The following is a 21913-nucleotide window of genomic DNA, read 5'->3' as shown; positions in this document are numbered from 1 at the left end:
GACGGGCGCCGCCTTCATTCATCAGTCGACCACCTTTCCGCGCCCCGACTTCACCACGCTGCGGCGCGACTTGTGCTCGAGCCGCCGCTCCTTCGACGCGCGCGTAGGCCGCGTGGCGACCCGGGCGCGCGGCGTGTACGCGACGCTGCCGATCAGCGCATCGAGCCGAGCGAGCGCGGCCTCGCGATTCTTCTCCTGCGTCCGATATTCCTGCGACTTGATCACGACGATACCGTCGCGCGTGATGCGCTGGTCGGACAGCGCGAGAAGCCGCTCCTTGAGGACCGGCGGCAGCGACGACGCGCGAATGTCGAAGCGCAGATGAATCGCGCTCGACACCTTGTTCACGTTCTGCCCGCCCGCGCCCTGCGCGCGCACGGCCGTCCATTCGACCTCGGCCGGATCGAGCATGTAACGGATCATCATCGCGAAGCCTCCATGCGGCGCCGCGCGAGCGCCTCGTCGACGCGGGCCGCGAGCCCCGAATCGCGCTGCGTGCGCGTCGCGACCGCCTGCGCCAGCACGCGCCGCGGCCCGATCACCTGCACGCGCGTGCGCGCGCGCGTGACGGCCGTATAAACGAGCTCGCGCGTCAGCACCCGGCCGAACGACGCGGGCAGCACGAGCGCCGCTTCGTCGAATTCCGAGCCCTGCGACTTGTGCACCGTCAGTGCGAACGCCGTTTCGTGCGGCGGCAGCGCAGCCGGCGACACCGCACGCGCGGTGCCGTCCGCGCGCCGGAACCACACGCGCAGCACGCCTTGCGCGTCGGGCAGCGCAATGCCGATGTCGCCGTTGAACAGCCCCAGCGCATAGTCGTTGCGCGTGACCATGATCGGCCGCCCGGTGAACCAGTGCGCGCCGACCGCGAGCGGCACGCGCGCCGCATGCCGCACATGCGCGGCCACCAGCGCATTGACGTGTTCCGCGCCGCGCGAACCGCTGCGGGTCGCGCACAGGATCCGGAACCGGTTGAGCGCGTCGAACAACGGCAGCGGATCGGGCGCCGGCGCGGCCAGCGCGTCGCGCAATGCGTCGAGATAGGCGCCGAAGCGCCGTGCGAGCCGCTCGACCGTCGACGACGCCAGCGTGTCGCCCGCATCGTCGTGAAACGACGCGGCCGCCGAGTCGTCGGCGGGCAGCGCCTCGAGCGCCGCCTGCACGTCGCCGCGGCGGATCGCGAGCGACAGCCGCCCGATCGGCGAATCGAGACCGAAACGGTAATTGCGTTCGAGCCACACGACACAGTCCGCAAGCGGTGCCTGCGCCGGCGCGGGCGCGGGTGTGCCGGCGCAGGCGGCAGCGGCTTCGCCGGCCAATGGCGACGCGGCCGACGGCGCCGATACAAGCGCCGCGTCGCCTGCGTCGAACGGCGGCAACTCGACGGCGTCGAGCCATGCGAGTTCGTCGGCCTCGATCCAGGCGGGCGCATTGCCGCCCGGTGCGCCGGCATCGGTCGGCCCCGACCCGTTGGGCGGCGGCGACGCGATGTCGATGCCGGCCGGCGACACTTCGTCGTCCTGCGGTTCGTCGTCGAACAGCGACGCCTGCCGCGCATCGACTTTCGGCCGAGGCGCCGCTTTGCGCGACACCGGAGCAGACGCCGATGGCGACGCCGCAGCCCGTGCGGAAGCAGGAACCGGATGCGCGGCCGGAATCGCTGCCGGCGGTGCGGCTTCGTCCGGCACCGGCAACGCCGCGACGAACGCCGCCTCGTCGACACCCAGCGCCTGCGCGATACGCGTGCGCGCCGCGGCGGTGAACGCCGGCCGCGCGCTCAGCTCCGCGAATACGGCGCCGGCCTCGACCGCGGCCAGTTGATCCTTGTCGCCCAGCAACACGAGCCGCGCGCCCGGCGCGAGCGCGTCGAGCAGATGCGCGGCGAGCGCGACGTCGATCATCGACGCCTCGTCGACGACGATCAGGTCGTACGGCAGCGGATTGTCGCGATGATGCCGAAAGCCGGCCGCCCCGCCGCCGCCCAGCAGCCGATGCAGCGTATACGACGTATCGGGCAAGCGCGCCGCGAGCTCGGGCGGCAGATCGCCTGCCCGCGCGTGCAGCGCCTCCTGCATCCGCTGCGCGGCCTTGCCGGTCGGTGCGGCCAGCGCGATGCGCAGCCCCGGGTGCGCGTCGAGCAGACACGCCAGCACGCCGACGACGGTCGTCGTCTTGCCCGTGCCCGGCCCGCCGCTGACGATCGTCACGCGGCCCGTCAGCGCGACGATCGCCGCCACGCGCTGCCAGTCCACTTCGCCGGTAGCCGGCCCGAAGTAACGGACAAGACTGTCGCGCAGGCGCTCGGGCGACAGGCCTTCCTCCGGCGCGGCGATACCGGCCTGCGCGACGAGCGCATCGGCGAGCCGCCGTTCGTAATCGAAATAGCGCGACAGGTACAGGTGATCGAGCCGGTCGACGATCAGCGGCCGCTCGTCGCCGCGTGCAAGCGTGCCGAATGCGACCACGCCGCTCGCGGCGAGCGCGCTGCGCACCTCGTCGAGCGGCGCTTCGTAACGCTGCGCAAGCGCGGCCAACGCGACGCACACGTGGCCGCCGGCGGTCGCGCGGCTCGTCGCGAATGCGGCGCGCGCCGCCCAGCGCGTCGACGCGGACGGCGCACCCGCGCGCCGCGCGAGGTCGCCGATGCGACGCGCGAAGCCTTCCGCGAGCGCGATGCCGAAATCGGCCGGCTCGGGCAGCCGCGCGACGAGACCGCCGGTGAATTCGAGCATGTCGTCGGACGCGGTCATGCGCGGCCCCCTTCCATCATCCGGTCGAGTGCATCGACGAGCGCGCGGGCGGGCCGCCGCGCATGCACGCCGGCCGGCTCGCCGCCACTGCGCCAGCCGGGCCGCACCCCGCGCACGAACAGGTACAGGTAGCCCGCGATGTGCGTGTCGTAGTCGTAATCGGGCAGCCGGCCGCGCAGATAGCGATGCAGCGCGACCGTATAGAGCAGCGCCTGCAGGTGATACGCGTGGTCGGCCATCGCGACGTCGAGCGCACGCGGGCCATAGGCATCCGGCGTCGTGCCGAGATGGTTCGACTTCCAGTCGACGATCCAGTAACGGCCGTCGTGTTCGACGATCATGTCGATGAAACCCTTGATGAAACCGGCGAGCGTACCCGCCTCCAGTGCAACGTCCGGATAGCCGTGCGCGACCAGCAGCCGGCGCAGCGCCATCAGGTCGAGCGACGGCGCCGGGAACAGGAAGCCCATTTCGTCGAGCCGCCTCGCCGGATCGAGATCGGCGAGCCGCATGCCCGGCACGAGCTCGGTGTGCACGACGTCGTCGACGAGCCGCACCATCATCGCCGGCAGGCGCGTCGCAAGCTCAGGTTCGGCCTCGACCGGCCGGTCGTGCAGCGCGCCGAGCGCGGCCGCGTGCCACGATTCGGGCGCCGCGAACCGGCTGAGCTCGAACAGGCGGTGCAGGCATTCGCCGGCCGCCGCGCCGCGCGGGAACGCGAGGATGTCGTCGTCCGGCGGATCGGCCGCAACCGTATCGGCCAGCATCAGTTCGCCGTCCGGCGTCACCGCGGCGAGCGCATCGTGATCGGGCCGCAGTTCGTCGTCGGGCACGGCCGCGACGCCCGCCTCCTCGCGCGCCATCGATGCGGTCAGCGAGCTGAAGCTCGCCATCCGCCACGCATCGCGCAGCACGCGCGTCGCATGGCGCGCCGCGAGCGTCTGCGACGCGTCGTGCCCGGCCGCGAGACGCTCGCGGCGTGCAGGCACCGGCAGCGGCGAAACGCTCACGGGGCCGCCCGCAAGCGCGCGCCACGCCGCATCGAGCGCGGCTTCGTCGGGTGGCTCGTCGAGCCACGCATCGAACGCATGGCCGGCGCCCGCGACGAGCCAGTTGAGCACGCTGCGCCGCGCTTCGCGCGTCGAGCGCGACGACAGGTAGGGGCCGGCCACGACATAGCAGCGATAGACCGCGCGCGTGAGCGCCACGTAGACGAGCCGCGCGCGCTCCGCGGCCTGCTCGCGCAACACCTGCCGCGCCGCGTGCGCGGCCGCTTCGTCGTCGCATCCGTAATGCAGCACCGCATCGCCCGCGTCGTCGTGATACTCGCGCGCATCGGGCAGCGCGGACGACGGCGGCTCGCGCAGCCCGCCGTCGTTCAGGAACGGACAGAACACGATCGCGTATTCGAGCCCCTTCGACTTGTGCACCGTGACGATCTGCACGAGGTTGCGGTCGGACTCGAGCCGCAGCTGCGCTTCCTCGCCGCCGCCGTCGAGCCGCTGCGCGGCAAGCCAGCGCAGCGTCGGCGCGATGCCCGGCTGCGCGGATGCACGCGCCTGCGTCAACTCGGCCAGATGGTTGATGTCGGTCACGCGGCGCTCGCCGTCCGCACCGGCCATCAGCCGTTCGGCGATCCGCAGCTCGCGCGTGAACGTGCGCCACATCACCGCGAAGCCGCGTTCGCGCCATAGCAGCCGATACCGCGAGAAGCGCTCGACCCAGCTCATCGCATCGGCACTGTCGGCCGCCGCTGCGCCGGGTGGCGCATCGCCGTCGCCCTGCTCCATGCGCCACAGCGCGCCGGCATCGAGCCCGAACCAGTCGGACGCGAGCGCCGCGCGCAGACGCCGCAGGTCGCCCGGCGCGTCGATCGCCGCCAGCACGCGTTCGAGCTGCTCGGCGTCGCCGGTCGAGAACACCGACGCCTGCGCCAGCTCGACGCTGCCGATGCCCCACGTCGCGAGCACGCGCTTCACGAGGCTGCCCTGCCGGTGCGTCTGCACGAGCACCGCGATGTCGCCCGGCGACAACGGCGTGTCGCCCAACCGCACGCGCCCGTCACGCGCGCCGCGCATCAGCCGCGCGATCTCGGCCGCGCAGGCTTGCGCGGCCTGCGCTTGCGCATCGCGCTTGAGCAGCGTGCCCTCGCCGCCCGGCAGCGCCCACACGCGGAAATCGCCGGCTGGACCCGGATCGGTTTCGTCGACGAACGGCGCACGCACGCGCGTGCCGGCGCGCACCGCGTAATAGTCGAGCCCGTCGAGCACGAATGCGCGCGGATTCGACATGAAGAAGCGGTTGCACGCATCGACGATCGCAGGCGTCGAGCGCTGGTTCACCGCGAGCGTGTAGCACGCGCTCGCCCGTGCGCGCGCCGCGAGATAGGTGTGCAGATCGGCCGCGCGGAAACTGTAGATCGCCTGCTTCGGATCGCCGACGAGGAACAGCGGGCCGCCCGGCGCGAAGATCCGGTCGAAGATCGCGAACTGCAGCGGATCGGTATCCTGGAACTCGTCGATCAACGCGGCCGGATAACGTGCGCGCAGCGTCTCGGCAAGCCACGGATGCGCGTGCAGTGCGTGATACAAGTTCGCGAGCAGATCGTCGAACGACACGACGCGCCGCGTGCGCTTGCGCTCGGCCAGCGCGCCCGGCGCCATGTCGAGCCATTCGGCGATCAGCGCGAGCCAGCGCGCGCGCTGCGCGGCCTCGGCCGCGGCCACCGCCGCTTCGAGCGCGTCGGCCACTTCGAAGAACGCGTGTGCGGGCGTCGCGCCGCCTTTTTTCGTCGCCTTCGTCAGCGCGGTTTGCGTAAGCTTCAACGCGGCTTTCGGCAGTGCGGCCGTCGCGTCGCCCTGCTCGAAATGCACGGCCCACGCGGCGAGCGCATCGGCAACCGCGTCCGGCTTGTGCGAGCGCTGATTGAGCGCGGGCTGCGCGGCGCGCAGTAGCGCATCGATCGCGTCGCGCTCGGCGGCCCACATCCGCGCCGCCTCGGCGAAACATTCGGCCGCCGCCGCTTCGGCCGATTCGTCCGGCTCGGTCACGCCGTCCCAACGCAGCGCGGCGAGCGGCTTCTTCAGCCGGCGCGCGAGCTGCGCATCGAGCGCGGCCGGGCCGGCGCCCGATTCGACGAGCCAGGTCGCGAAGCCCGGCCAGCGCGCGGCCGCCGGTTCGACGCGCGTGCGCCAGAAATCCGCCGCGAGTTCGAAACGCAGCGACGCATCGTCGGCCTCCATGTCGAACGCGAACGGCATCGCCGCCGCGAACGGCGCTTCCTGCAGCGCGCGCTGGCAGAACGCGTGAATCGTATGGATCGCGGCCTGGTCGAACGCGCGCAGCGCGCGGCGGATCCGCTTCACGGCCGTCTCGGGATCGAGCGCGCCGCCTTCGCCGAGCGTGGTCTCCAGCAGACGCGCGATGAACGGATCGCCGCCGTCGTCGCCCGTGTCGAGCGCATGCGCAAGCTGCGCGAGCCGGCCGCGAATCCGCTCGTGCAGCTCGGCCGTCGCCGCTTTCGTGAAGGTCACGACGAGGATTTCGTCCGCGCCGAGATCCTTTTCGAGCAGCAGGCGCACGTACAGCGCGCAAATGTTCCAGGTCTTGCCGGTGCCGGCCGACGCCTCGATCTGGTTGACGCCGTCGAGCGGGCACGCGAACACGTCGAGTTCGAGCGCCTGCTGCGGCTGCGACATAGCGCTCATGCGACCTCCTTCAGATGCTCGACGAGCGGCTCGAACACGAGCCGCGCGAGCGTGCCGAACGGCTCGTCGAGCGACGGATGCGCACCGCGCCACGCGATCGCGATAGCCGGATCGTCGGCTTCGCTCACGACCCGCTCGTTGATCCACACGCTCGCGGCCTTCGCCTCGCCATCGGATACCCTCGCCCATGCACTGCGCGGGAAAAACCGCAGTGGCATGCGCCGCCCCGCACGAAACAGCGCGGCCAGCGGCGCGAGCCGTTCGAGCGGCGCCGCGACGGGCGTCAGCTCGAACGCACCGCCGCTGCCGAACCACAGCGTGCGGCGCGGGCCGCCGGGCTCGACCGCGCAATAGACGAGATGGGCGAGCCACGCGGACAGATAGTCGCGCGCGCTCGGCCGCGCATAGCGATAGATGACCTGCCCGGCCGGCGTCAGCCGGTTCAGCGTGCCGTGCAACTCGAGCGGCGCACTCACCGCGTCGGCCGACAGCATCGCGTCGTCGGCGCCGAACAGCGCCTGCTCGGTGTCGGGCCACTTCGGCACGACGGTGAGCGAGAACGGCCGCCGCTCGATGCCATCGGCGAGCGCGCGGCGTACGTTCGACGCAAGCTGCGTCATCGAACCAAGCGCCTGGTCGCGCCACACCGCGCCCGTCGCGCCGCCGGGCAGCTCGGGGCTCGCGTCCGCGATGCGCAACGCGTGATCGTGCACGCCGCCGTCGCCCGCTTCGATCAGGAGCGGCAGCACGCGCTCGGCCAGCGCGTCGCTACCGGCAAAGTCCAGTGCGAACGGCTCGGTATCGAGCAGTTCGGCTTGCGCGTCGGCCAGCACGATGCCGAGCCGGCCGCGCAGCAACGCACGCGCCGGATGCCGCCAGAAGCGTTCGAATTCGCTGAATGCGACGGGCTCGACCGGCTCGGCCGGCAGCGGCTGCGCGAAGAACGGCTGCTCGCGCGGCCCGTCGCGCGACGCGTCGGCAGCCAGCAGCGACGCGAGCGTCGCCCGCTCGGCGTCGTACGAAACGAGATCGCTGCCCGGCTGGAAATATGCGGCGGCGAACGGTTGCAGCGGATGCTCGACGATGAACGCGCGGCGCGCGGCGTCGACCGCGTCCGGTGCGGCGCCGGGCCCGGCCGTGACGATCGCCAGATGATCGAGCAGTTCGTCGACGAGCGCCGCGGGCGGCAACGGCGCATTGTCGCGAATGCTGCGGCCCGTATAAGCGATCAGCAACCGGTCGCGTGCGGCCAGCAGCAAATCGAGAAACAGATTGCGCTCGTCGTCGCGGCGCTGCCGGTCGCCCAGCTTCGGCAGCACGGCCATCAGGTCGAATTCGTCCGCGCGCGCGAGGCTCGGCAGCACGCCGTCGTCCATCCCGAGCAGGCACACGACGCGATACGGCAGCCCGCGCAAGCTCGTCAGCGACGAGAACGTGACGCCGCCCCACGGCACGCCGCCGCGGGCCGGATCGTCGAGCGCCGCCGCGAGCCCCGCGCGGACGACGGCCGCCGGCAACGCCTCGTCGGGTGCGCCCTCCGTCATCGCGGCCAGCATCGCGTCGAGCGCGTCGCGCACGCCGGCCAGCGCGTCGGCATACGCGGCGCCCGAATCGAAGAAGCGCGCGAGCGTGTCGGCAAACAGTTCGCTCCAGCCGCGCGGCGTGTGCGACTCCGCGAGCCGCCGCGCAAAGCCGTCGAGATCGTCGGTGAAGCGCGCGAGCCGGCCGAGCAGTTCGGCCTCGCTGCCGGTGGCCGCCTCGATGGGTAGCCACGCGCCGATCGGAGCCGCGCCTTCGGGCATCGCATAGCCGAGAAAGAGCCGCGCGAGCGCATCGGAGAACGTATGGCGCGGCGCGGGCACGGCCGCGTCGTCGCTCGCGAGCGGCGACAAACCGCGCCGCGCGCCGGCGGCCGCGAGCCAGGTCTGCACCGTTTCGAGCGCGGCCGCGTCGATGTCGTAGCGCGCGGCCACCGCGTCCACGCGCAGCCATTCGACCAGCTCCGGCGCGCCGACCTGCCGCTCCGGCAACGCGAGCCAGTCGAGCAGCACGCGCGCGACCGGGTTCGCCTGCGACGGCGGCAAGCCGGTGATCCGGTAAGGCACGCGCGCGCCGCCGGCGCCGGCCGTGCCGAACACCGCGTCGATCAGCGGCCCGGCCGCGGCGAGATCGGCCACCGCGACGAGCACGTCGGACGGCTGAAGGCTCGCATCGGCGTCGAACCACGCGAGCAGCCGGTCGTGCAGCACCTCGAGCTGGCGCGCGAGGCTGTGGCACACATGCACCTCGATTCCGCGCTCGATCGGCGTGTCGCCGAGTTCGGCTTCCGGCTGCAGGTCGAGGATCGCGTTCTGCACGCGCGCGAGCCAGGTGGGCGCGGGATTCTCGACAAAACGCGACGCATCGCCCGACGCGGCGCTTTCCGTCAGTTCGTGCAGCATGTGCAATTGCGCCTGCGTCTGCCTGCCCCATTCGGCGAGCAGCGGATGGCCGACTTCCTGATAGTCGCGCCGCCCGGCCGCATCGAGCGCCTCGGCGTGCGCGGCGGTCACGATGTCGAACCAGAATTCGCGGCACGGGTTCAGCGCGTAGACGCGCACGTCGATCCAGCGCGACAGTTCGCGCAACAGCGCGACGTGCAGCGGCGGCATCGTCGGCAGCGCGAACACGCTGACCGATTCGGGCCAGTCGGCACGTGCGAGCGCATCGGCATCGAGATGGCGCGCCTCGACGAGGAAGCGGTGCGCCGGCGGCGTGCCGCTGTCGCTCAGCTCGGCGAGTAGCGCGCGCCACAGCGCGGCCTGCCAGCGTTCGTCGTCGCGCGCGGCGTCGCCGATCCCGCGCGGTGCGCCGTCGCCCGCGAGCACCGATTCGCCGGCCTGCCACGCGGCCAGCCATTCGGGGCGATAGGTCAGGTAGTGATCGAGCACGGCCGCGACGCGATGGGCCAGTTCGTAGCGCATCGCGTCGTCGGAGGCCGACAGATACGCGGCCAGCCGCGGCGACGCGAGCCACGGCGCGTCGCCTGCCGCCTGCGCGAACAGCCGGTAGCAGCGCCACACGAGGCGGTCGGGCGCGAACGGCGAACGCTTGGGGACCTCCATCACGCGGCCGATCTGCGCCCACAACCATTGCGCGAGATAGGTGAACTCGACGTTCGCGCACACGCCGTTGCGCGCGGCGATGTCGAGCTCGAGGCGGCGGCGCAGCGCCGCGCTCGGCACGATGACCTGTTGCGGCGCCCACGGGCCGCTGCGGGCCGGGAACGCGGCCAGATCCTCGAGCAGCGCGTCGGCCAGCGTTTCGTGACGGTTCGAATAGAAGAGATGGAGCATGAAGCGGGCGTCGGAACCTTGCACCGGCGGGGCCGGGCGAACAGGATCACCAAGGATAGCAAATGGGCCGCCGCCGCGAACCTCGGCCGGAAAGCCAGGTTTTGCGGAACGCGAAATACGATAGACTCGTCGCCAGTCAATACGCCGCCCCGGCGTCTTCGTCTGTCATTCAGCTCATCGATGCGCTATTCGGTCGAAATCAGAAAGTTTTTCTACAGCCAGTACTTTTTCGGCGGCCTGCGGATCGCGGTCGGCGTGTCGCTGCCGGCCGTGTTGTGCCTGATCGTGTTTCACAACCGGGACCTCGGCTTCACGATCTCGACGGGCGCGCTCGGCGCGTGCGTGGTCGACATGCCGGGCCCGCTCAAGTACAAGCACAACGAAATGCTCGCGTGCAGCGTGATCGGCTTCCTTGCCGCGCTCGCGACCGGCCTCGCGACACCGAACATCTTCGCGCTGTGGCTCACGATCGTGCCGCTCACGTTCGTGCTGTCGCTGATCGTCGTCTACGGCAACCGCTGGCCACAGATCAGCTTCGCGACGCTGTTCATGATGGTGATGACGCTCGAGGAGAAGTTCACGCCGCTGCAGGCGTTCGTCAACGCCGGCTGGATTCTCGCGGGCGGCCTCTGGTACACGTACTGGGCCACGCTCGTGTCGCAATGGCAGGCGCGCCGGATCGAGCAGCAGGCGCTGGCCGAAAGCCTGTTCGCCTGCGCCGACTACCTGCTCGCGCGCGCGCAGTTCTACGATCTCGACGCCGATCTCGACGAGTGCTACCGCAATCTCGTCGCGCGGCAGATCACCGCGGTCGAAACGCAGGAAACCGCGCGCGACATCGTGCTGCGCAACCTGCCGAAGCTGCGGCGCGGCAAGCTCGACCCCGGCCGCACGGCGATGTACAACCTGTTCATCAACAGCGTCGACCTGCACGAGCTGTTCGTCGGCGCGCACACCGATTATCCGCTCGTGCGCAACACGTTCGGCGGCTCGGACCTGATCATTTTCTATCGCGACCTGATCCGCAAGGCCGCCGCCGATCTCGAGGAGGTCGGCCTCGCGGTGCTCGAAAATCGCGCGCCGCATTCGCACATCAGCGTGAAGGCGGAGCTGCGCGCGATCGAGTACGAGATCGAGCTGATGCGCAAGAAGAACTTCGCGGCCACCCACGCGGAAGCCTATGCGGCCGTGCTCGCGACGTTCCGGCGCATCTGGAGCGCGACACGCCTGATCGACCGGATGCGCCGCAACCTGTCGGGCCGCGCCGATCCGCAGCAAACCGAACTGAAGATCGACAAGGCGCTCACGCGCTTCCTGCAGCGCCGCCGCATGTCGCCGCTGCTGATCTTCTCGAACCTGAACATGCGCTCGCCGAGCTTTCGCCATGCGCTGCGCGTGACGATCGCCGTCGCGGTCGGGTTCTGGATCGGCCGGCTGCTGCCGCTCACGAACGCATACTGGATCGTGATGACCACCATCATCATCCTGAAGCCCGGCTATTCGCTGACCAAGCAGCGCAACGCGGCGCGTATCGTCGGCACGCTGATCGGCTGCGCGGCGAGCGTCGCGCTGATCTACACGGTCAAGGATACGCACCTGCTGATCGCGATCATGTTCGGCTCGATGGTGATGAGCTACAGCCTGCTGCTGTTCAACTATGCGGCGAGCGTGGTCTTCACGTCTTCGTACGTGCTGCTGATGTTCCACCTGCTCGCGCCGGGCAGCATGCGGATCATCGGCGAGCGCGCGATCGACACGGTGGTCGGCTGCATGATCGCGATCGCCGCGAGCCGGCTGTTCCCGTACTGGGAATACCGGCTGATGGGCAAGCTCGTCACCGACATGCTGACCTCCACCCGCAAGTATTTCGAGGCCGTGTGGCGCGCCGGGCGCGGCATGTCGCCGCCACCGGTGCCGGCCGCCGACGGCGCCGCCGTCGTCGCGGGCGTCGCGGCCGCGATCGAGTCGCCGGCCGCCAGCCTCGACGACGACTACCGCTACCGCCTCGCCCGCAAGGACGTGCACATCGCGTTCGCGAACCTCGGGCAGGCGTTCCAGCGGATGATGATCGAGCCGAAGGCACATCAGCGCTTCGTGCCCGAACTGAACGACCTGCTCGTGCAGACGCACGTGCTCGGCGCGCAGATCACCGCTGCCGCGCCGCTGATCCGCAGCGCATGCGCGGCCGATGGCAGCCTCGTCCACGACGACGCGCTGCAGCGCGGCCTCGCCGCCGTGCTCGACAATCTCGAAAAGGCCGAGGCCGGCGAACCGCCGCCCGCCGACCAGCTCGAAGCGTCGAAGCAGATCACGCGCGATCTCGACGCGATGGTCGTGTCCGCGGAAAAATCCGACGCGGTCGGCGCCGAGCTCACGCACGATCTGAAGGTGCTCGCGCACCAGTGCAAGCAGATGCTCGCGTCGTCGCTGCTGATCCGCAAGGATGCGAGCGTGATCCGCCTGCCCGCCTGACGGCCGATGTCCGCGCCGGCAGGCCGGCCCGCGCACGACGCGGCTCGGCCACCGGCGCGCTCCGGTTCAACGATCGCCCGAAGCATGCCCCGCCCGCTTCAAGCGGCCTGCGCCCGCAGCGCGCGACTGCCCGACGCCCCGTTCCATTCGCCCGCCATTCTGGGAATACCCGATTCCGACCGCGAGGTCCGGCTTGTTATCATTCGTTCACATTCAAGTTGTATAGGCAACTTGACGCATTCGAACCGGCCTCGCGCGCCAGGTTCGTCGCATAACGATATCGGAGACTCGATAAAAAACTTGCAGCGCCATCTGAGCGCGCGGCACATCCGCTTTCTCGCGCTGGGCTCGGCGATCGGCACGGGCCTGTTCTACGGTTCGGCATCCGCGATCCAGCTCGCCGGCCCGGCCGTGATCCTCGCGTACATCCTGGGCGGCGCGGCCGTCTACATGGTGATGCGCGCGCTCGGCGAGATGGCCGTGCGCGAACCCGTCGCCGGCTCGTTCGGCCACTACGCGACCGGGAACCTCGGCCCGTTCGCGGGCTTCGTCACCGGCTGGACCTACACGCTCGAAATGGTGATCGTCGCGATCGCCGACATCACCGCATTCGGCATCTACATGGGCTTCTGGTTTTCGGACGTGCCGCAATGGATCTGGGTGCTCGGCGTCGTCGCGATCATCTGCGGGCTGAACCTGTGCCACGTGAAGGTGTTCGGCGAGCTCGAATCGAGCGCCGAAGTCGCCGCGCTGAAGTTCAAGGTGCCGCTGTGGCCCGTCGCGCCGGCGCTGACGATCGCCTTCATGGGCTTCGTGATCGTGATGCTCGGCTGGTTCGACGATACGCGCGTCGCGCTCTACGTCGGCGCGGCGTGGCTCGCGCTGCTCGCGGCCGTGTTCTACATACGGATCCGCCCGAAATGCGCCGCTGCGTCACGTTGACGCACGGCTGACCTGCCGATGCGGCGCGCCGGTTCCGCGCGCGCCTTCCGCCGTCCCGGTTCCGCACGGCGCCCGTCGCGCCGGACACCGCGGAGCCACTCCCTTCGCCTGCCCACGCGCGACCGGCCGGGCCGCGCACCGGCCCGTCAGTGCGACGCCGCGCTCGCGGCCTCGGCCGGATGGGCCTCGTCGTACGCGTGCTTCTGCGAAATCGCGTTGTACAGGATCGTCCCGATCACGAGCAGCACGGCCACGACGATCAGGATGCTCACGTTGCGGACAGGGTTCTTCTTGCGCTGATCGTTCATGGTCGGTGCCGCTCCGTCAAATTCGTCGAAGCGGGCATTCTACGCGCTTGCGCCCGCGCTGCGCCGCCTCGCTCGCCGGTCTCCGTCCCCGGCCGCTCCCCCGCTTTCCGCAAGCTTTCGTTTGTTAATCATTCCCATTTCGATTTAGAATCCAGCGTCTTTCAATTTGTAATGTTTCGGGTCGCGCGGGCGGCAGGCGCGCCGCGGAACGCTCCCTCGTCCACCTGCCGCACCGGAGTCTCCATGTCGAATCCGCGCACCCGCCTGCTGCCGCTCGCCGGCGCCCTCGCCCTGACCGCGGCCGCCTTCGCGCCGCTTGCCCAGGCGGCCGAGGAAGTGAGCCTGTACACCACCCGCGAGCCGAAGCTGATCCAGCCGCTCATCGACGCGTTCACGAAGCAGAGCGGCGTCAAGGTCAACACGGTGTTCGTGAAGGACGGCCTGCTCGAACGCGTGAAGGCGGAAGGCGCGCAATCGCCGGCCGACGTGCTGATGACGGTCGACGTCGGCAACCTGCTCGACCTCGTCGACGGCGGCCTCACGCAGCCGGTGCGCTCGAAGGCGCTCGACGACGCGATTCCCGCGAACCTGCGCGGCGCGAACGGCGACTGGTACGCGCTGTCGCTGCGCGATCGCGTGCTGTACGTCGAAAAGGACCTGAAGGTCGATGCGTTCCGCTACGAGGATCTCGCCGATCCGAAATGGAAGGGCAAGGTCTGCATCCGGTCGGGCCAGCATCCGTACAACACCGCGCTCGTCGCGGCGATGATCGCGCACGACGGCGAGGCCGCGACCGAGACATGGCTGCGTGGCGTGAAGGCGAACCTCGCGCGCAAGGCGACCGGCGGCGACCGCGACGTCGCGCGCGACATCCTCGGCGGCATCTGCGACGTCGGCCTCGCGAACGCGTACTACGTCGGCCACATGAAGCATGCCGAGGCCGGCAGCGATGCGCGCAAATGGGGCGACGCGATCAAGGTCGTGCGCCCGACGTTCGCGAATGCAAAGAGCGGCGGCACGCACGTGAACATCAGCGGCGCGACGGTGGCAAAGCACGCGCCGCACAAGGCCAACGCGGTGAAGCTGCTCGAATACCTGGTGTCGCCGGAAGCGCAGGCGCTGTATGCGCAGGCGAACTACGAATATCCGGTGCGCGCGAACGTGAAGCTCGACCCGGTGATCGCGAGCTTCGGCACGCTGAAAGTCGACCCGCTGCCGCTCTCGGATATCGCGAAGCATCGCAAGCAGGCGAGCCAGCTCGTCGACAAGGTCGGCTTTGACAACTGACGCATCGCCCGCGGCCCGCGCCTGCCGCGCGCCGCGCGGCCCACGTCCGCGGCCGCGACTACGCGCGGGCAGCCTGTGGCTGCTCGCGGCGTTGACGATCGCCGCGGCGGTCGCGGCGCCGGTCGCGGTGCTCGTGGCCGCCGCGTTCGACGCCGATCTCGCGCACTGGCGGCATCTCGCCGAATTCGTGCTGCCGCAGGCGCTCGTCAATACGCTGCTGCTGCTCGCCGGAGTCGGCACGATCGTGTCGATCGTCGGTACCGGCTGCGCCTGGCTCGTCACCGCGTACGATTTTCCCGGCCGCCGGATCCTGACCTGGGCGCTGCTGCTGCCGCTCGCCGTCCCCACCTACATCGTCGCGTTCGCGTATCTCGACCTGCTGCATCCGATCGGCCCCGTGCAGGGCGCGATCCGCTGGCTGCTCGGCTTCGACAGCCCGCGCCAGTTCCGCCTGCCCGACCTGCGCTCGCTGCCCGGCGCGATCTTCGTGCTCGGCTTCGTGTTGTATCCGTACGTCTATCTGAGCACGCGCGCGATGTTCGTCACGCAATCCGCGAGCCTGCTCGAAGCCGCGCGCACGCTCGGCGCCGGCCGCGTCGCGACGTTCTGGCGCGTCGTCGTGCCGCTTGCCCGGCCGGCGATCGCGGTCGGCGTGAGCCTCGCGCTGCTCGAAACGCTGAACGATATCGGCGCATCGGAGTTCCTCGGCGTGCAGACGCTGACCGTGTCCGTCTATACGACGTGGATCACGCGCTCCGATCTCGCCGGCGCCGCGCAGATCGCACTCGCGATGCTCGCGATCGTCGTCGGCATGATCGCGCTCGAACGCTACGGGCGCCGCCGTCAGCGCTACGCGCATGGCCGGCGCATGCGGCCGATCGCGCCGCGCCGCCTGACCGGCCCGGCCGCGCTGGGCGCCGCGGTGCTCGGCTGGCTGCCCGTCCTGCTCGGCTTCGGCGCGCCGGCCGCGTACCTCGCGGTCGAAACGGCCAAGCGGCTGCACCTCGTCGGCGGCGTGTCCGCGCAACTGATGACGGGGCTCGCGAACACGCTGACGATCGCGACCGCCGCCACCGCCGCGACGCTCGCGTGCGGGCTCGTCGTCGCGTGGGCCGCGCGCACGCAGCGCGACAGCGCCCGGGCGGGCCCTGCCCGCCTGTGCGCGCGGATCGCGAGCCTCGGCTACGCGGTGCCGGGCACCGTGCTCGCGATCGGCCTGCTGATGCCGTTCGCGGCGGCCGATCGGCTGTTCGGCGCGGTGCTCGGCCGCGACGGCCTGCTGCTGATGGGCTCGGCCGCCGCGCTCGTGATCGCCTATACCGTGCGCTTTCTCGCGATCCCGGCCGGCGGCATCGAGGCCGGCCTCGCGCGCATTCCACCGTCGCTCGAACAGGCCGCGCGCTCGCTCGGCGAGACGGCCGGCGGCACGCTGCGCCGCGTCCACCTGCCGCTGTTGCGGCCCGCGCTCACGACGAGCGCGCTGCTGGTGTTCGTCGACGCGATGAAGGAATTGCCGGCCACGCTGCTGCTGCGCCCGTTGAACTTCGACACGCTCGCGACCTGGCTATATGCGGAAGCCGCGCGCGGCACCTATGAAGAAGGCGCGGTCGCCGCGCTCGCGATCGTGCTGGCCGGGCTCGTGCCCGTGATCCTGCTCGCCCGCACCCGCCACAAGATCGGAGCCTGACACCGTGAACCTGCTCGAACTCGACGACCTCTGCGTCGCCTACGACACGCCGCACGGCCGCCGCATCGTGGTCGACGGCCTGAGCCTCGCGCTGCCGCGAGGCGACATCGGCTGCCTGCTCGGTGCGTCCGGCTGCGGCAAGACCACCGTGCTGCGCGCGATCGCCGGCTTCGAACCCGTGCGCATGGGGCGTATCGTGCTGGACGGCACGCCGGTCGCGACGCCGTCGCTCGACGTGCCGCCCGAGCGACGACGCATCGGCATGATGTTCCAGGATTACGCGCTGTTCCCGCACCTGAGCGCGGCCGACAACGTCGCGTTCGGGCTGCGGCGCATGCCGAAGGCCGAACGGCGGCTGCGCGTCGCGGAGATGCTCGACCTCGTCGGCCTCGCCGATGCCGGCGACGCGTATCCGCACGAACTGTCGGGCGGCCAGCAGCAGCGCGTCGCGCTCGCGCGCGCACTCGCGCCGTCGCCGGAACTGCTGCTGCTCGACGAACCGTTCTCGAATCTCGACGTCGATACGCGCGAGCGACTCGCGTTCGAGCTGCGCGACATCCTGAAGCGCACGGGCCACACCGCGATCCTCGTCACGCACAACCAGGCGGAGGCGTTCGCGATCGCCGACCGGATCGGCGTGATGAAGGACGGCGAACTCGCGCAATGGGACACGCCGTATGCGCTGCATCACCATCCGGCCAGCCCGTTCGTCGCGGATTTCGTGCGCCGCGACGCGCTGGCCGACGAACGTGCACGCGCACTGGCGCGCGGCCGCTGAAGCCGCGCCGCCGCGCGGCGGCATGCCCGTCAGGCGGGCTCGGCCAGATCGCGCACGGGCAGCGCGGTCGAATACTTGATCTGCTCCATCGCGAACGACGAACTGACGTCGAACAGCGGCACCGTGCGAATCAGCTGCTTGTAGACGCGGTCGTAGTCGTCGATGCCCGTCACGACGACGCGCAGCAAGTAATCGGTCTCGCCGCTCATCCGGTAGACCTCGACCACTTCCGGCATGTCGCGCACCGTCTGCGTGAAGCGCTGCGCCCATTCCTCGGTGTGCTGGTTCGTGCGGATCGCGACGAACACGGTCGTGCCGACCCCGAGCTTGCGCGGATCGCACAGCGCGACCTGCGCGCGAATCGCGCCGGTTTCCTTCAGCCGCTGCACGCGCTTCCAGCACGGCGTCTGCGACAGGTTCACGCGCTGTGCCAGCTCCGCGATCGGCAGCGTGGCATCCGCCTGCAGCAGCTCCAGCAGCTTGCGATCGATGGCGTCCATTTCTCCGTTCCCTCGTCGATAGAAATTTATTCTATTCATCCTGCCCGACGGGGAACAATATGAAAACTGTCTCGGCGCGTCGACCGGTGTAAATACCGATCCGTCACGCACTCGCCGCGCCAATGAAACAGGCGACGCCACGCACGCGGGTGGCGTCGCCTGAAATGACTGCTCGGCGCGTCGCGGCTTGCGCGTCGCGCCCTGGCCGGCGCGCACACGCCGCCGGCCGTCATGCCGCTCAATACGCGACCGTCGCGACCTCGCGCACGAAGCTGTCCTGCTCGAGCGCGTCGACGAACGCGACCGCGTAGTCTTCCGCCGAGATCTTGCTGTTGCCTTGCGCGTCCACGATCAGCTTGCCGACGCCCGTGCGGAACGTGCCCGTGCGCTCGCCCGGCGCGATCAGCGCGGCCGGCGCGAAGAAGGTCCAGTCGAGATCGGCGACCGTCTTCAGGTAGTCGAGTGCGTCGCGGTGCGCAAGCGCGACCGCCTTGTACGCGTCCGGGAAGCCTTCGGTGTCGACGAGCTGCTTGCCCGGCGCGACTTCCAGCGAACCGGCGCCGCCCACCACGACGAGCCGCTTCAAGCCGGCCTGGCGCGTGCCGGCGACCAGCGCCTTCGCGACCGCGACGACCTGCGCCACATCTTCCTGCTTCGGACCGTACGCGCTCGCGACGACGTCATGGCCCGGCAGCGCGACCGCGATGCTGGCCGCGTCGAACAGGTCGGCCGCCTTCGCGGTGATGCCGTCGCCGGATGCGCCCGGACGGCGCGACAGCGCCGTGACGCGGTGGCCGCGCCGCACGGCTTCCGCCGCGATGCGCGAGCCGATCATGCCGGTGGCGCCGAACAGCGCGATATTCAACGAACGTTGCGTCATATCGATTCTCCAGAGTTGAAAATATGTAACACGATTAATTACACATAAGGCCGAAAAAAACGGGCGAAGCCCCCGTTGCGCCGATCGCCGCGCATGCGCGCCGTCCGGCTTCCTGCCCTGCCTGTCGTCGGCCCCCCCGTCGGCACCCGCCGTCGGTCATCCGCCGGCGCGCGCCGCCCGTTGCGTGCGCTGCTCCCGATCCAGCATGTCGGCCGTCACGTCAACGAGCGTGCGCGTGGCGAGCGACGCCTCCATCGCGCGCTGCGCGTCGCCGATATAGCCGGTCAGCACGCCCTGGATGTGCCGCCCGACGAGACATGCCGGATTCGGCGCCTCGCGGTGCAGCGCGAACAATTGCGCATCGTCGACCGCGCGATACACGTCGAGCAGCGTGATCTCGCCGGGCTCGCGCGCCAGCAGCGCACCGCCGCCCGCGCCGAGTTGCGACGTGGTCAGCCCTGCGGCCGCCAGCATCGACAACAACCGGCGAATCAGCGCCGGATTCGTATTCACGCTGCCCGCGATGATATCGGACGACAACGGTGCGCCTTCCTGCATCGACAGCAAGGCGAGCACGTGAACGGCAAATGCAAACCGGCTGCTGGTATTCATTCGTGACTCACTCGGCGACGCCGCCCCAAACCGCGACCGGCGACATGTGTAACCATCATAATTACATTTTACGGATTGTGCAAGCCCGCGTTATTCGCCGCTCGCGGGTTGGGTCCCCGCGGCGCCCTGCTGGCTCCACTGCTGGAGTTTCTTGCCGGCTTCGGCGATCTTCGCGCCCGCTTCGGAAGCCGCATGCGCGACGACGGCGGACGCCGCCGCGTCGAACTGTGCCTGCGCGGCCGACGCGAGGCCGCTCGCGGACAACGGCGGCACGGCCGACGCCGCTGACGCGATGCCGGCCTTCGCCGCGTTGATCTGTTGATTGACGGTGCTCGCCACCTGATCGAGCGCCTTGGCCGCATTGTTCGCGGCATCGGCGGCCGCGCTCGCGGCCGTATCGGCTTGCGTGGCCGGCGTGCCGGACTTCTCGCACCCCGCGAGCAACAACAGCGCACCGGCGGCCACGGCCGCCAGCACGGACCCGGGCGCGCGACGCGCCCGCGATGTCTTCATGTTCATCAGCAATCTCCGGCCGCACGTGGCGCGACCTCGTGGTTGGACCGGGGTCGATGATACCGCCTGTGGAACAGGCCCAATGACGACCCGCCATTAAAAATGCCTTTCAATTTCGGATTCGTCTGATTCAATCGCACGCGCCACGCCTCTAAAGTGGGCACGCTTCAATCCGCTTCGTACCTGCCCCCTTTTCCCCGTATGGCTTTCCTCGTTGATTGGCTCATCGCCCTGGCCGCGCTGCTCGCCGCCACCCTGTTCCTGTGCCTGCGTGCGCCATCGGCGCGCCGGCTCGCCGAATCCGGCCGGCCGCGCCGCATCGCCTGTGCGCGCCTGCTCACGCAGGCCGTGATCGGGTTCTGGACGGCCGCGCTGATCGTCGCGCAAGGCATCCTCGGCGCCGACGGCGACGGCCAGTCCCTCGCCAGCTTCGCCGCGCTCGCGTTCGCCGCGCTCGGGCTGGCGACCGTCGCCGCGTACTGGTCCGCGTGCGCGCTGCGGCTGCGCCGGCCGCCCACCCTCTTCCCGCGGCACTGACGCGCCAGATCGGTGCGCGTCAACGCGCCCAGCCGCCCCACCTCGTTCGTCGTACGCACCAGTTCGACACACACCGCACCACGTCCGTGCACCAGGCACCCGCCGCGGCCCACGCGGATCACGCCCCGATCCCGTGCACGATTCACCGGAATACCGCATCGCGCGGGAGCGCGGGCACCAATTCCACGCAATCGTTCACCACGTTGGCTCGATACTTGCATTCCTCGCCCGTTTTTTGCGCAAGGAAGCCACGGCATGGATGGTCTGAAATCCGGCGTCGACACACTGTTCCTGTTGATCGGCGCCGTCATGGTGCTCGCGATGCACGCGGGCTTCGCATTTCTCGAACTCGGCACGGTCCGCAAGAAGAACCAGGTCAACGCGCTCGTGAAGATCCTGGTCGACTTCTCGGTGTCGACGCTCGCGTATTTCCTCATCGGCTATACGATCGCGTACGGCGTCGAATTCTTCGACGACATCGGCACGCTGTCGCAGCACAACGGCTACGCGCTCGTGCGCTTCTTCTTCCTGCTGACGTTCGCGGCGGCGATCCCGGCGATCGTGTCCGGCGGCATCGCCGAGCGCGCGAAGTTCAATCCGCAGCTCGTCGCCACGCTGATCATCGTCGGCTTCATCTATCCGTTCTTCGAAGGAATCGCGTGGAACGAGCGCTTCGGTGTGCAAGCCTGGCTCACGCACGCGTTCGGCGCGCCGTTCCACGACTTCGCGGGCTCGGTGGTCGTGCATGCGTTCGGCGGCTGGGTCGCGCTGCCGGCCGTGCTGCTGCTCGGCGCGCGCCATGGCCGCTATGCGAAGGACGGCCGGATCGCCGCGCACCCGCCGTCGAACATCCCGTTCCTTGCGCTCGGCGCGTGGGTGCTCGCGGTCGGCTGGTTCGGCTTCAACGTGATGAGCGCGCAGACGCTCGACAAGATCAGCGGCCTCGTCGCGGTGAACTCGCTGATGGCGATGGTCGGCGGCACGCTCGCCGCGTGGATGGCCGGCCGCAACGACCCGGGCTTCACCTACAACGGGCCGCTCGCGGGCCTCGTCGCGGTATGCGCGGGCTCCGACGTGATGCACCCGATCGGCGCGCTCGTCACGGGCGCCGCGGCTGGCGCGCTGTTCGTCGCGATGTTCACCTGCGTGCAGAACCGCTGGCGCATCGACGACGTGCTCGGCGTCTGGCCGCTGCACGGGATGTGCGGCGCGCTCGGCGGCCTCGCGGCCGGCGTGTTCGGGCTGCCCGCGCTCGGCGGGCTCGGCGGCGTGTCGTTCCTGTCGCAATTCGTCGGCACGCTCGGCGGCATCGCGATCGCGACCGCGGGCGGCACGCTCGTCTACGGCGCGCTGAAGGCGACGGTCGGCCTGCGTCTCGATCGCGAAGCCGAATTCGACGGCGCGGACCTGTCGATCCACCGCATCTCGGCCACGCCGGAGCGCGATTGAGCGCAAACGCTTGCGGCCGGCGTCCGTCGGCTCACCCGACGGACGCCCGACGCATCATTACGTTTTCGATTCAAAAAACTTTCATCTAGCGTCCTTACACTTCGGTCCAGTTTTCAATACGCCTTCGCGAAGCTTGCCGCTCGCGTGCTTCGCGAA

16 protein-coding genes are annotated in these 21913 nt (G+C 70.1%); 7 read left to right on the top strand and 9 right to left on the bottom strand.

Annotated features, from left to right (window positions below; translation table 11 throughout):
- Positions 1–21 precede the first annotated feature (21 nt).
- Genes arfB through recC form a run of 4 tightly spaced genes read right to left on the bottom strand, consistent with a single transcriptional unit; the run spans position 22 to position 9792 of the window.
- Entirely contained in the window at positions 22–426 is a 405-nt protein-coding gene (gene arfB / locus AC3IFE_RS28290) for an alternative ribosome rescue aminoacyl-tRNA hydrolase ArfB (protein WP_489193395.1), read from the bottom strand.
- A complete protein-coding gene (locus tag AC3IFE_RS28285) occupies positions 423–2750 on the bottom strand; it encodes an AAA family ATPase (RefSeq protein WP_489193393.1) in 2328 nt (775 codons plus the stop codon). Before AC3IFE_RS28285 ends, arfB begins: the two co-directional genes overlap by 4 nt.
- On the bottom strand, positions 2747–6457 hold the full coding sequence (gene recB, locus AC3IFE_RS28280; protein ID WP_489193391.1) for an exodeoxyribonuclease V subunit beta: 3711 nt from the start codon (positions 6455–6457) through the stop codon (positions 2747–2749). The genes AC3IFE_RS28285 and recB overlap by 4 nt, the downstream gene beginning before the upstream one ends.
- Entirely contained in the window at positions 6454–9792 is a 3339-nt protein-coding gene (gene recC, locus AC3IFE_RS28275) for an exodeoxyribonuclease V subunit gamma (protein ID WP_489193389.1), read from the bottom strand. The genes recB and recC overlap by 4 nt, the downstream gene beginning before the upstream one ends.
- A 180-nt stretch (positions 9793–9972) precedes the next feature.
- Between recC and AC3IFE_RS28270 the strand changes: the two genes are divergently transcribed.
- Positions 9973–12264: an FUSC family protein gene (locus tag AC3IFE_RS28270; protein WP_301739460.1), complete on the top strand. Its 2292-nt coding sequence runs from the start codon at positions 9973–9975 to the stop codon at positions 12262–12264.
- A gap of 291 nt (positions 12265–12555) precedes the next feature.
- Positions 12556–13206 carry an amino acid permease gene (locus AC3IFE_RS28265; RefSeq protein ID WP_489193526.1) on the top strand — a complete coding sequence of 217 codons (651 nt, stop codon included), beginning with the start codon at positions 12556–12558 and terminating at the stop codon, positions 13204–13206.
- A 146-nt stretch (positions 13207–13352) separates the two neighbouring features.
- Here AC3IFE_RS28265 and AC3IFE_RS28260 read toward each other — a convergent pair whose 3' ends face one another.
- Entirely contained in the window at positions 13353–13514 is a 162-nt protein-coding gene (locus AC3IFE_RS28260; RefSeq protein ID WP_006476417.1) for a hypothetical protein, read from the bottom strand.
- A gap of 243 nt (positions 13515–13757) precedes the next feature.
- On the opposite strand from AC3IFE_RS28260, the gene AC3IFE_RS28255 reads away from it, so the two are divergent.
- From AC3IFE_RS28255 to AC3IFE_RS28245, 3 genes are read left to right on the top strand one after another with little or no spacing between them, the layout of a single operon-like run.
- Positions 13758–14801 (top strand): Fe(3+) ABC transporter substrate-binding protein, encoded by a 1044-nt coding sequence (locus AC3IFE_RS28255; protein WP_489193386.1) that lies wholly within the window; start codon positions 13758–13760, stop codon positions 14799–14801.
- On the top strand, positions 14791–16488 hold the full coding sequence (locus AC3IFE_RS28250) for an ABC transporter permease (RefSeq protein ID WP_489193384.1): 1698 nt from the start codon (positions 14791–14793) through the stop codon (positions 16486–16488). The genes AC3IFE_RS28255 and AC3IFE_RS28250 overlap by 11 nt, the downstream gene beginning before the upstream one ends.
- Before the next feature lie 4 nt (positions 16489–16492).
- Positions 16493–17266, top strand: coding sequence for an ABC transporter ATP-binding protein (locus tag AC3IFE_RS28245; protein WP_489193382.1), 774 nt, complete (start codon positions 16493–16495; stop codon positions 17264–17266).
- Between the two features lie 29 nt (positions 17267–17295).
- On the opposite strand, the gene AC3IFE_RS28240 is transcribed toward AC3IFE_RS28245, so the two are convergent.
- The 4 genes from AC3IFE_RS28240 to AC3IFE_RS28225 all read right to left on the bottom strand — a co-directional run bounded on the left by AC3IFE_RS28240 (position 17296) and on the right by AC3IFE_RS28225 (position 19777).
- Entirely contained in the window at positions 17296–17766 is a 471-nt protein-coding gene (locus AC3IFE_RS28240) for an Lrp/AsnC family transcriptional regulator (protein WP_489193380.1), read from the bottom strand.
- 238 nt (positions 17767–18004) lie between these two features.
- On the bottom strand, positions 18005–18646 hold the full coding sequence (locus tag AC3IFE_RS28235) for an NAD(P)-dependent oxidoreductase (protein ID WP_489193378.1): 642 nt from the start codon (positions 18644–18646) through the stop codon (positions 18005–18007).
- Between the two features lie 156 nt (positions 18647–18802).
- A complete protein-coding gene (locus AC3IFE_RS28230) occupies positions 18803–19258 on the bottom strand; it encodes an Rrf2 family transcriptional regulator (protein WP_175788300.1) in 456 nt (151 codons plus the stop codon).
- A gap of 90 nt (positions 19259–19348) precedes the next feature.
- Positions 19349–19777, bottom strand: a complete 429-nt coding sequence (locus AC3IFE_RS28225; protein ID WP_301739464.1) for a BCAL1086 family glycoprotein — start codon at positions 19775–19777, stop codon at positions 19349–19351.
- 195 nt (positions 19778–19972) lie between these two features.
- Between AC3IFE_RS28225 and AC3IFE_RS28220 the strand changes: the two genes are divergently transcribed.
- Positions 19973–20308: a hypothetical protein gene (locus AC3IFE_RS28220; RefSeq protein WP_089467044.1), complete on the top strand. Its 336-nt coding sequence runs from the start codon at positions 19973–19975 to the stop codon at positions 20306–20308.
- A 255-nt stretch (positions 20309–20563) separates the two neighbouring features.
- Complete coding sequence (locus AC3IFE_RS28215) at positions 20564–21757, top strand: ammonium transporter (RefSeq protein WP_489193375.1); 1194 nt, start codon at positions 20564–20566, stop codon at positions 21755–21757.
- Positions 21758–21913 lie beyond the last annotated feature (156 nt).

This window comes from Burkholderia sp. APQ4-4ca, from assembly GCF_057837105.1.
Note: the sequence above shows the minus strand (reverse complement) of the source record. Positions and strands in the feature narration are given on the sequence as shown.

Bases quoted from the DNA above. Each gene is read 5' to 3' on its own strand.
- arfB (WP_489193395.1), bottom strand. From the start codon at position 426: ATGATGATCCGTTACATGCTCGATCCGGCCGAGGTCGAATGGACGGCC.
- AC3IFE_RS28285 (WP_489193393.1), bottom strand. From the start codon at position 2,750: ATGACCGCGTCCGACGACATGCTCGAATTCACCGGCGGTCTCGTCGCG.
- recB (WP_489193391.1), bottom strand. From the start codon at position 6,457: ATGAGCGCTATGTCGCAGCCGCAGCAGGCGCTCGAACTCGACGTGTTC.
- recC (WP_489193389.1), bottom strand. From the start codon at position 9,792: ATGCTCCATCTCTTCTATTCGAACCGTCACGAAACGCTGGCCGACGCG.
- AC3IFE_RS28270 (WP_301739460.1), top strand. From the start codon at position 9,973: ATGCGCTATTCGGTCGAAATCAGAAAGTTTTTCTACAGCCAGTACTTT.
- AC3IFE_RS28260 (WP_006476417.1), bottom strand. From the start codon at position 13,514: ATGAACGATCAGCGCAAGAAGAACCCTGTCCGCAACGTGAGCATCCTG.
- AC3IFE_RS28255 (WP_489193386.1), top strand. From the start codon at position 13,758: ATGTCGAATCCGCGCACCCGCCTGCTGCCGCTCGCCGGCGCCCTCGCC.
- AC3IFE_RS28240 (WP_489193380.1), bottom strand. From the start codon at position 17,766: ATGGACGCCATCGATCGCAAGCTGCTGGAGCTGCTGCAGGCGGATGCC.
- AC3IFE_RS28235 (WP_489193378.1), bottom strand. From the start codon at position 18,646: ATGACGCAACGTTCGTTGAATATCGCGCTGTTCGGCGCCACCGGCATG.
- AC3IFE_RS28230 (WP_175788300.1), bottom strand. From the start codon at position 19,258: ATGAATACCAGCAGCCGGTTTGCATTTGCCGTTCACGTGCTCGCCTTG.
- AC3IFE_RS28225 (WP_301739464.1), bottom strand. From the start codon at position 19,777: ATGAACATGAAGACATCGCGGGCGCGTCGCGCGCCCGGGTCCGTGCTG.
- AC3IFE_RS28220 (WP_089467044.1), top strand. From the start codon at position 19,973: ATGGCTTTCCTCGTTGATTGGCTCATCGCCCTGGCCGCGCTGCTCGCC.
- AC3IFE_RS28215 (WP_489193375.1), top strand. From the start codon at position 20,564: ATGGATGGTCTGAAATCCGGCGTCGACACACTGTTCCTGTTGATCGGC.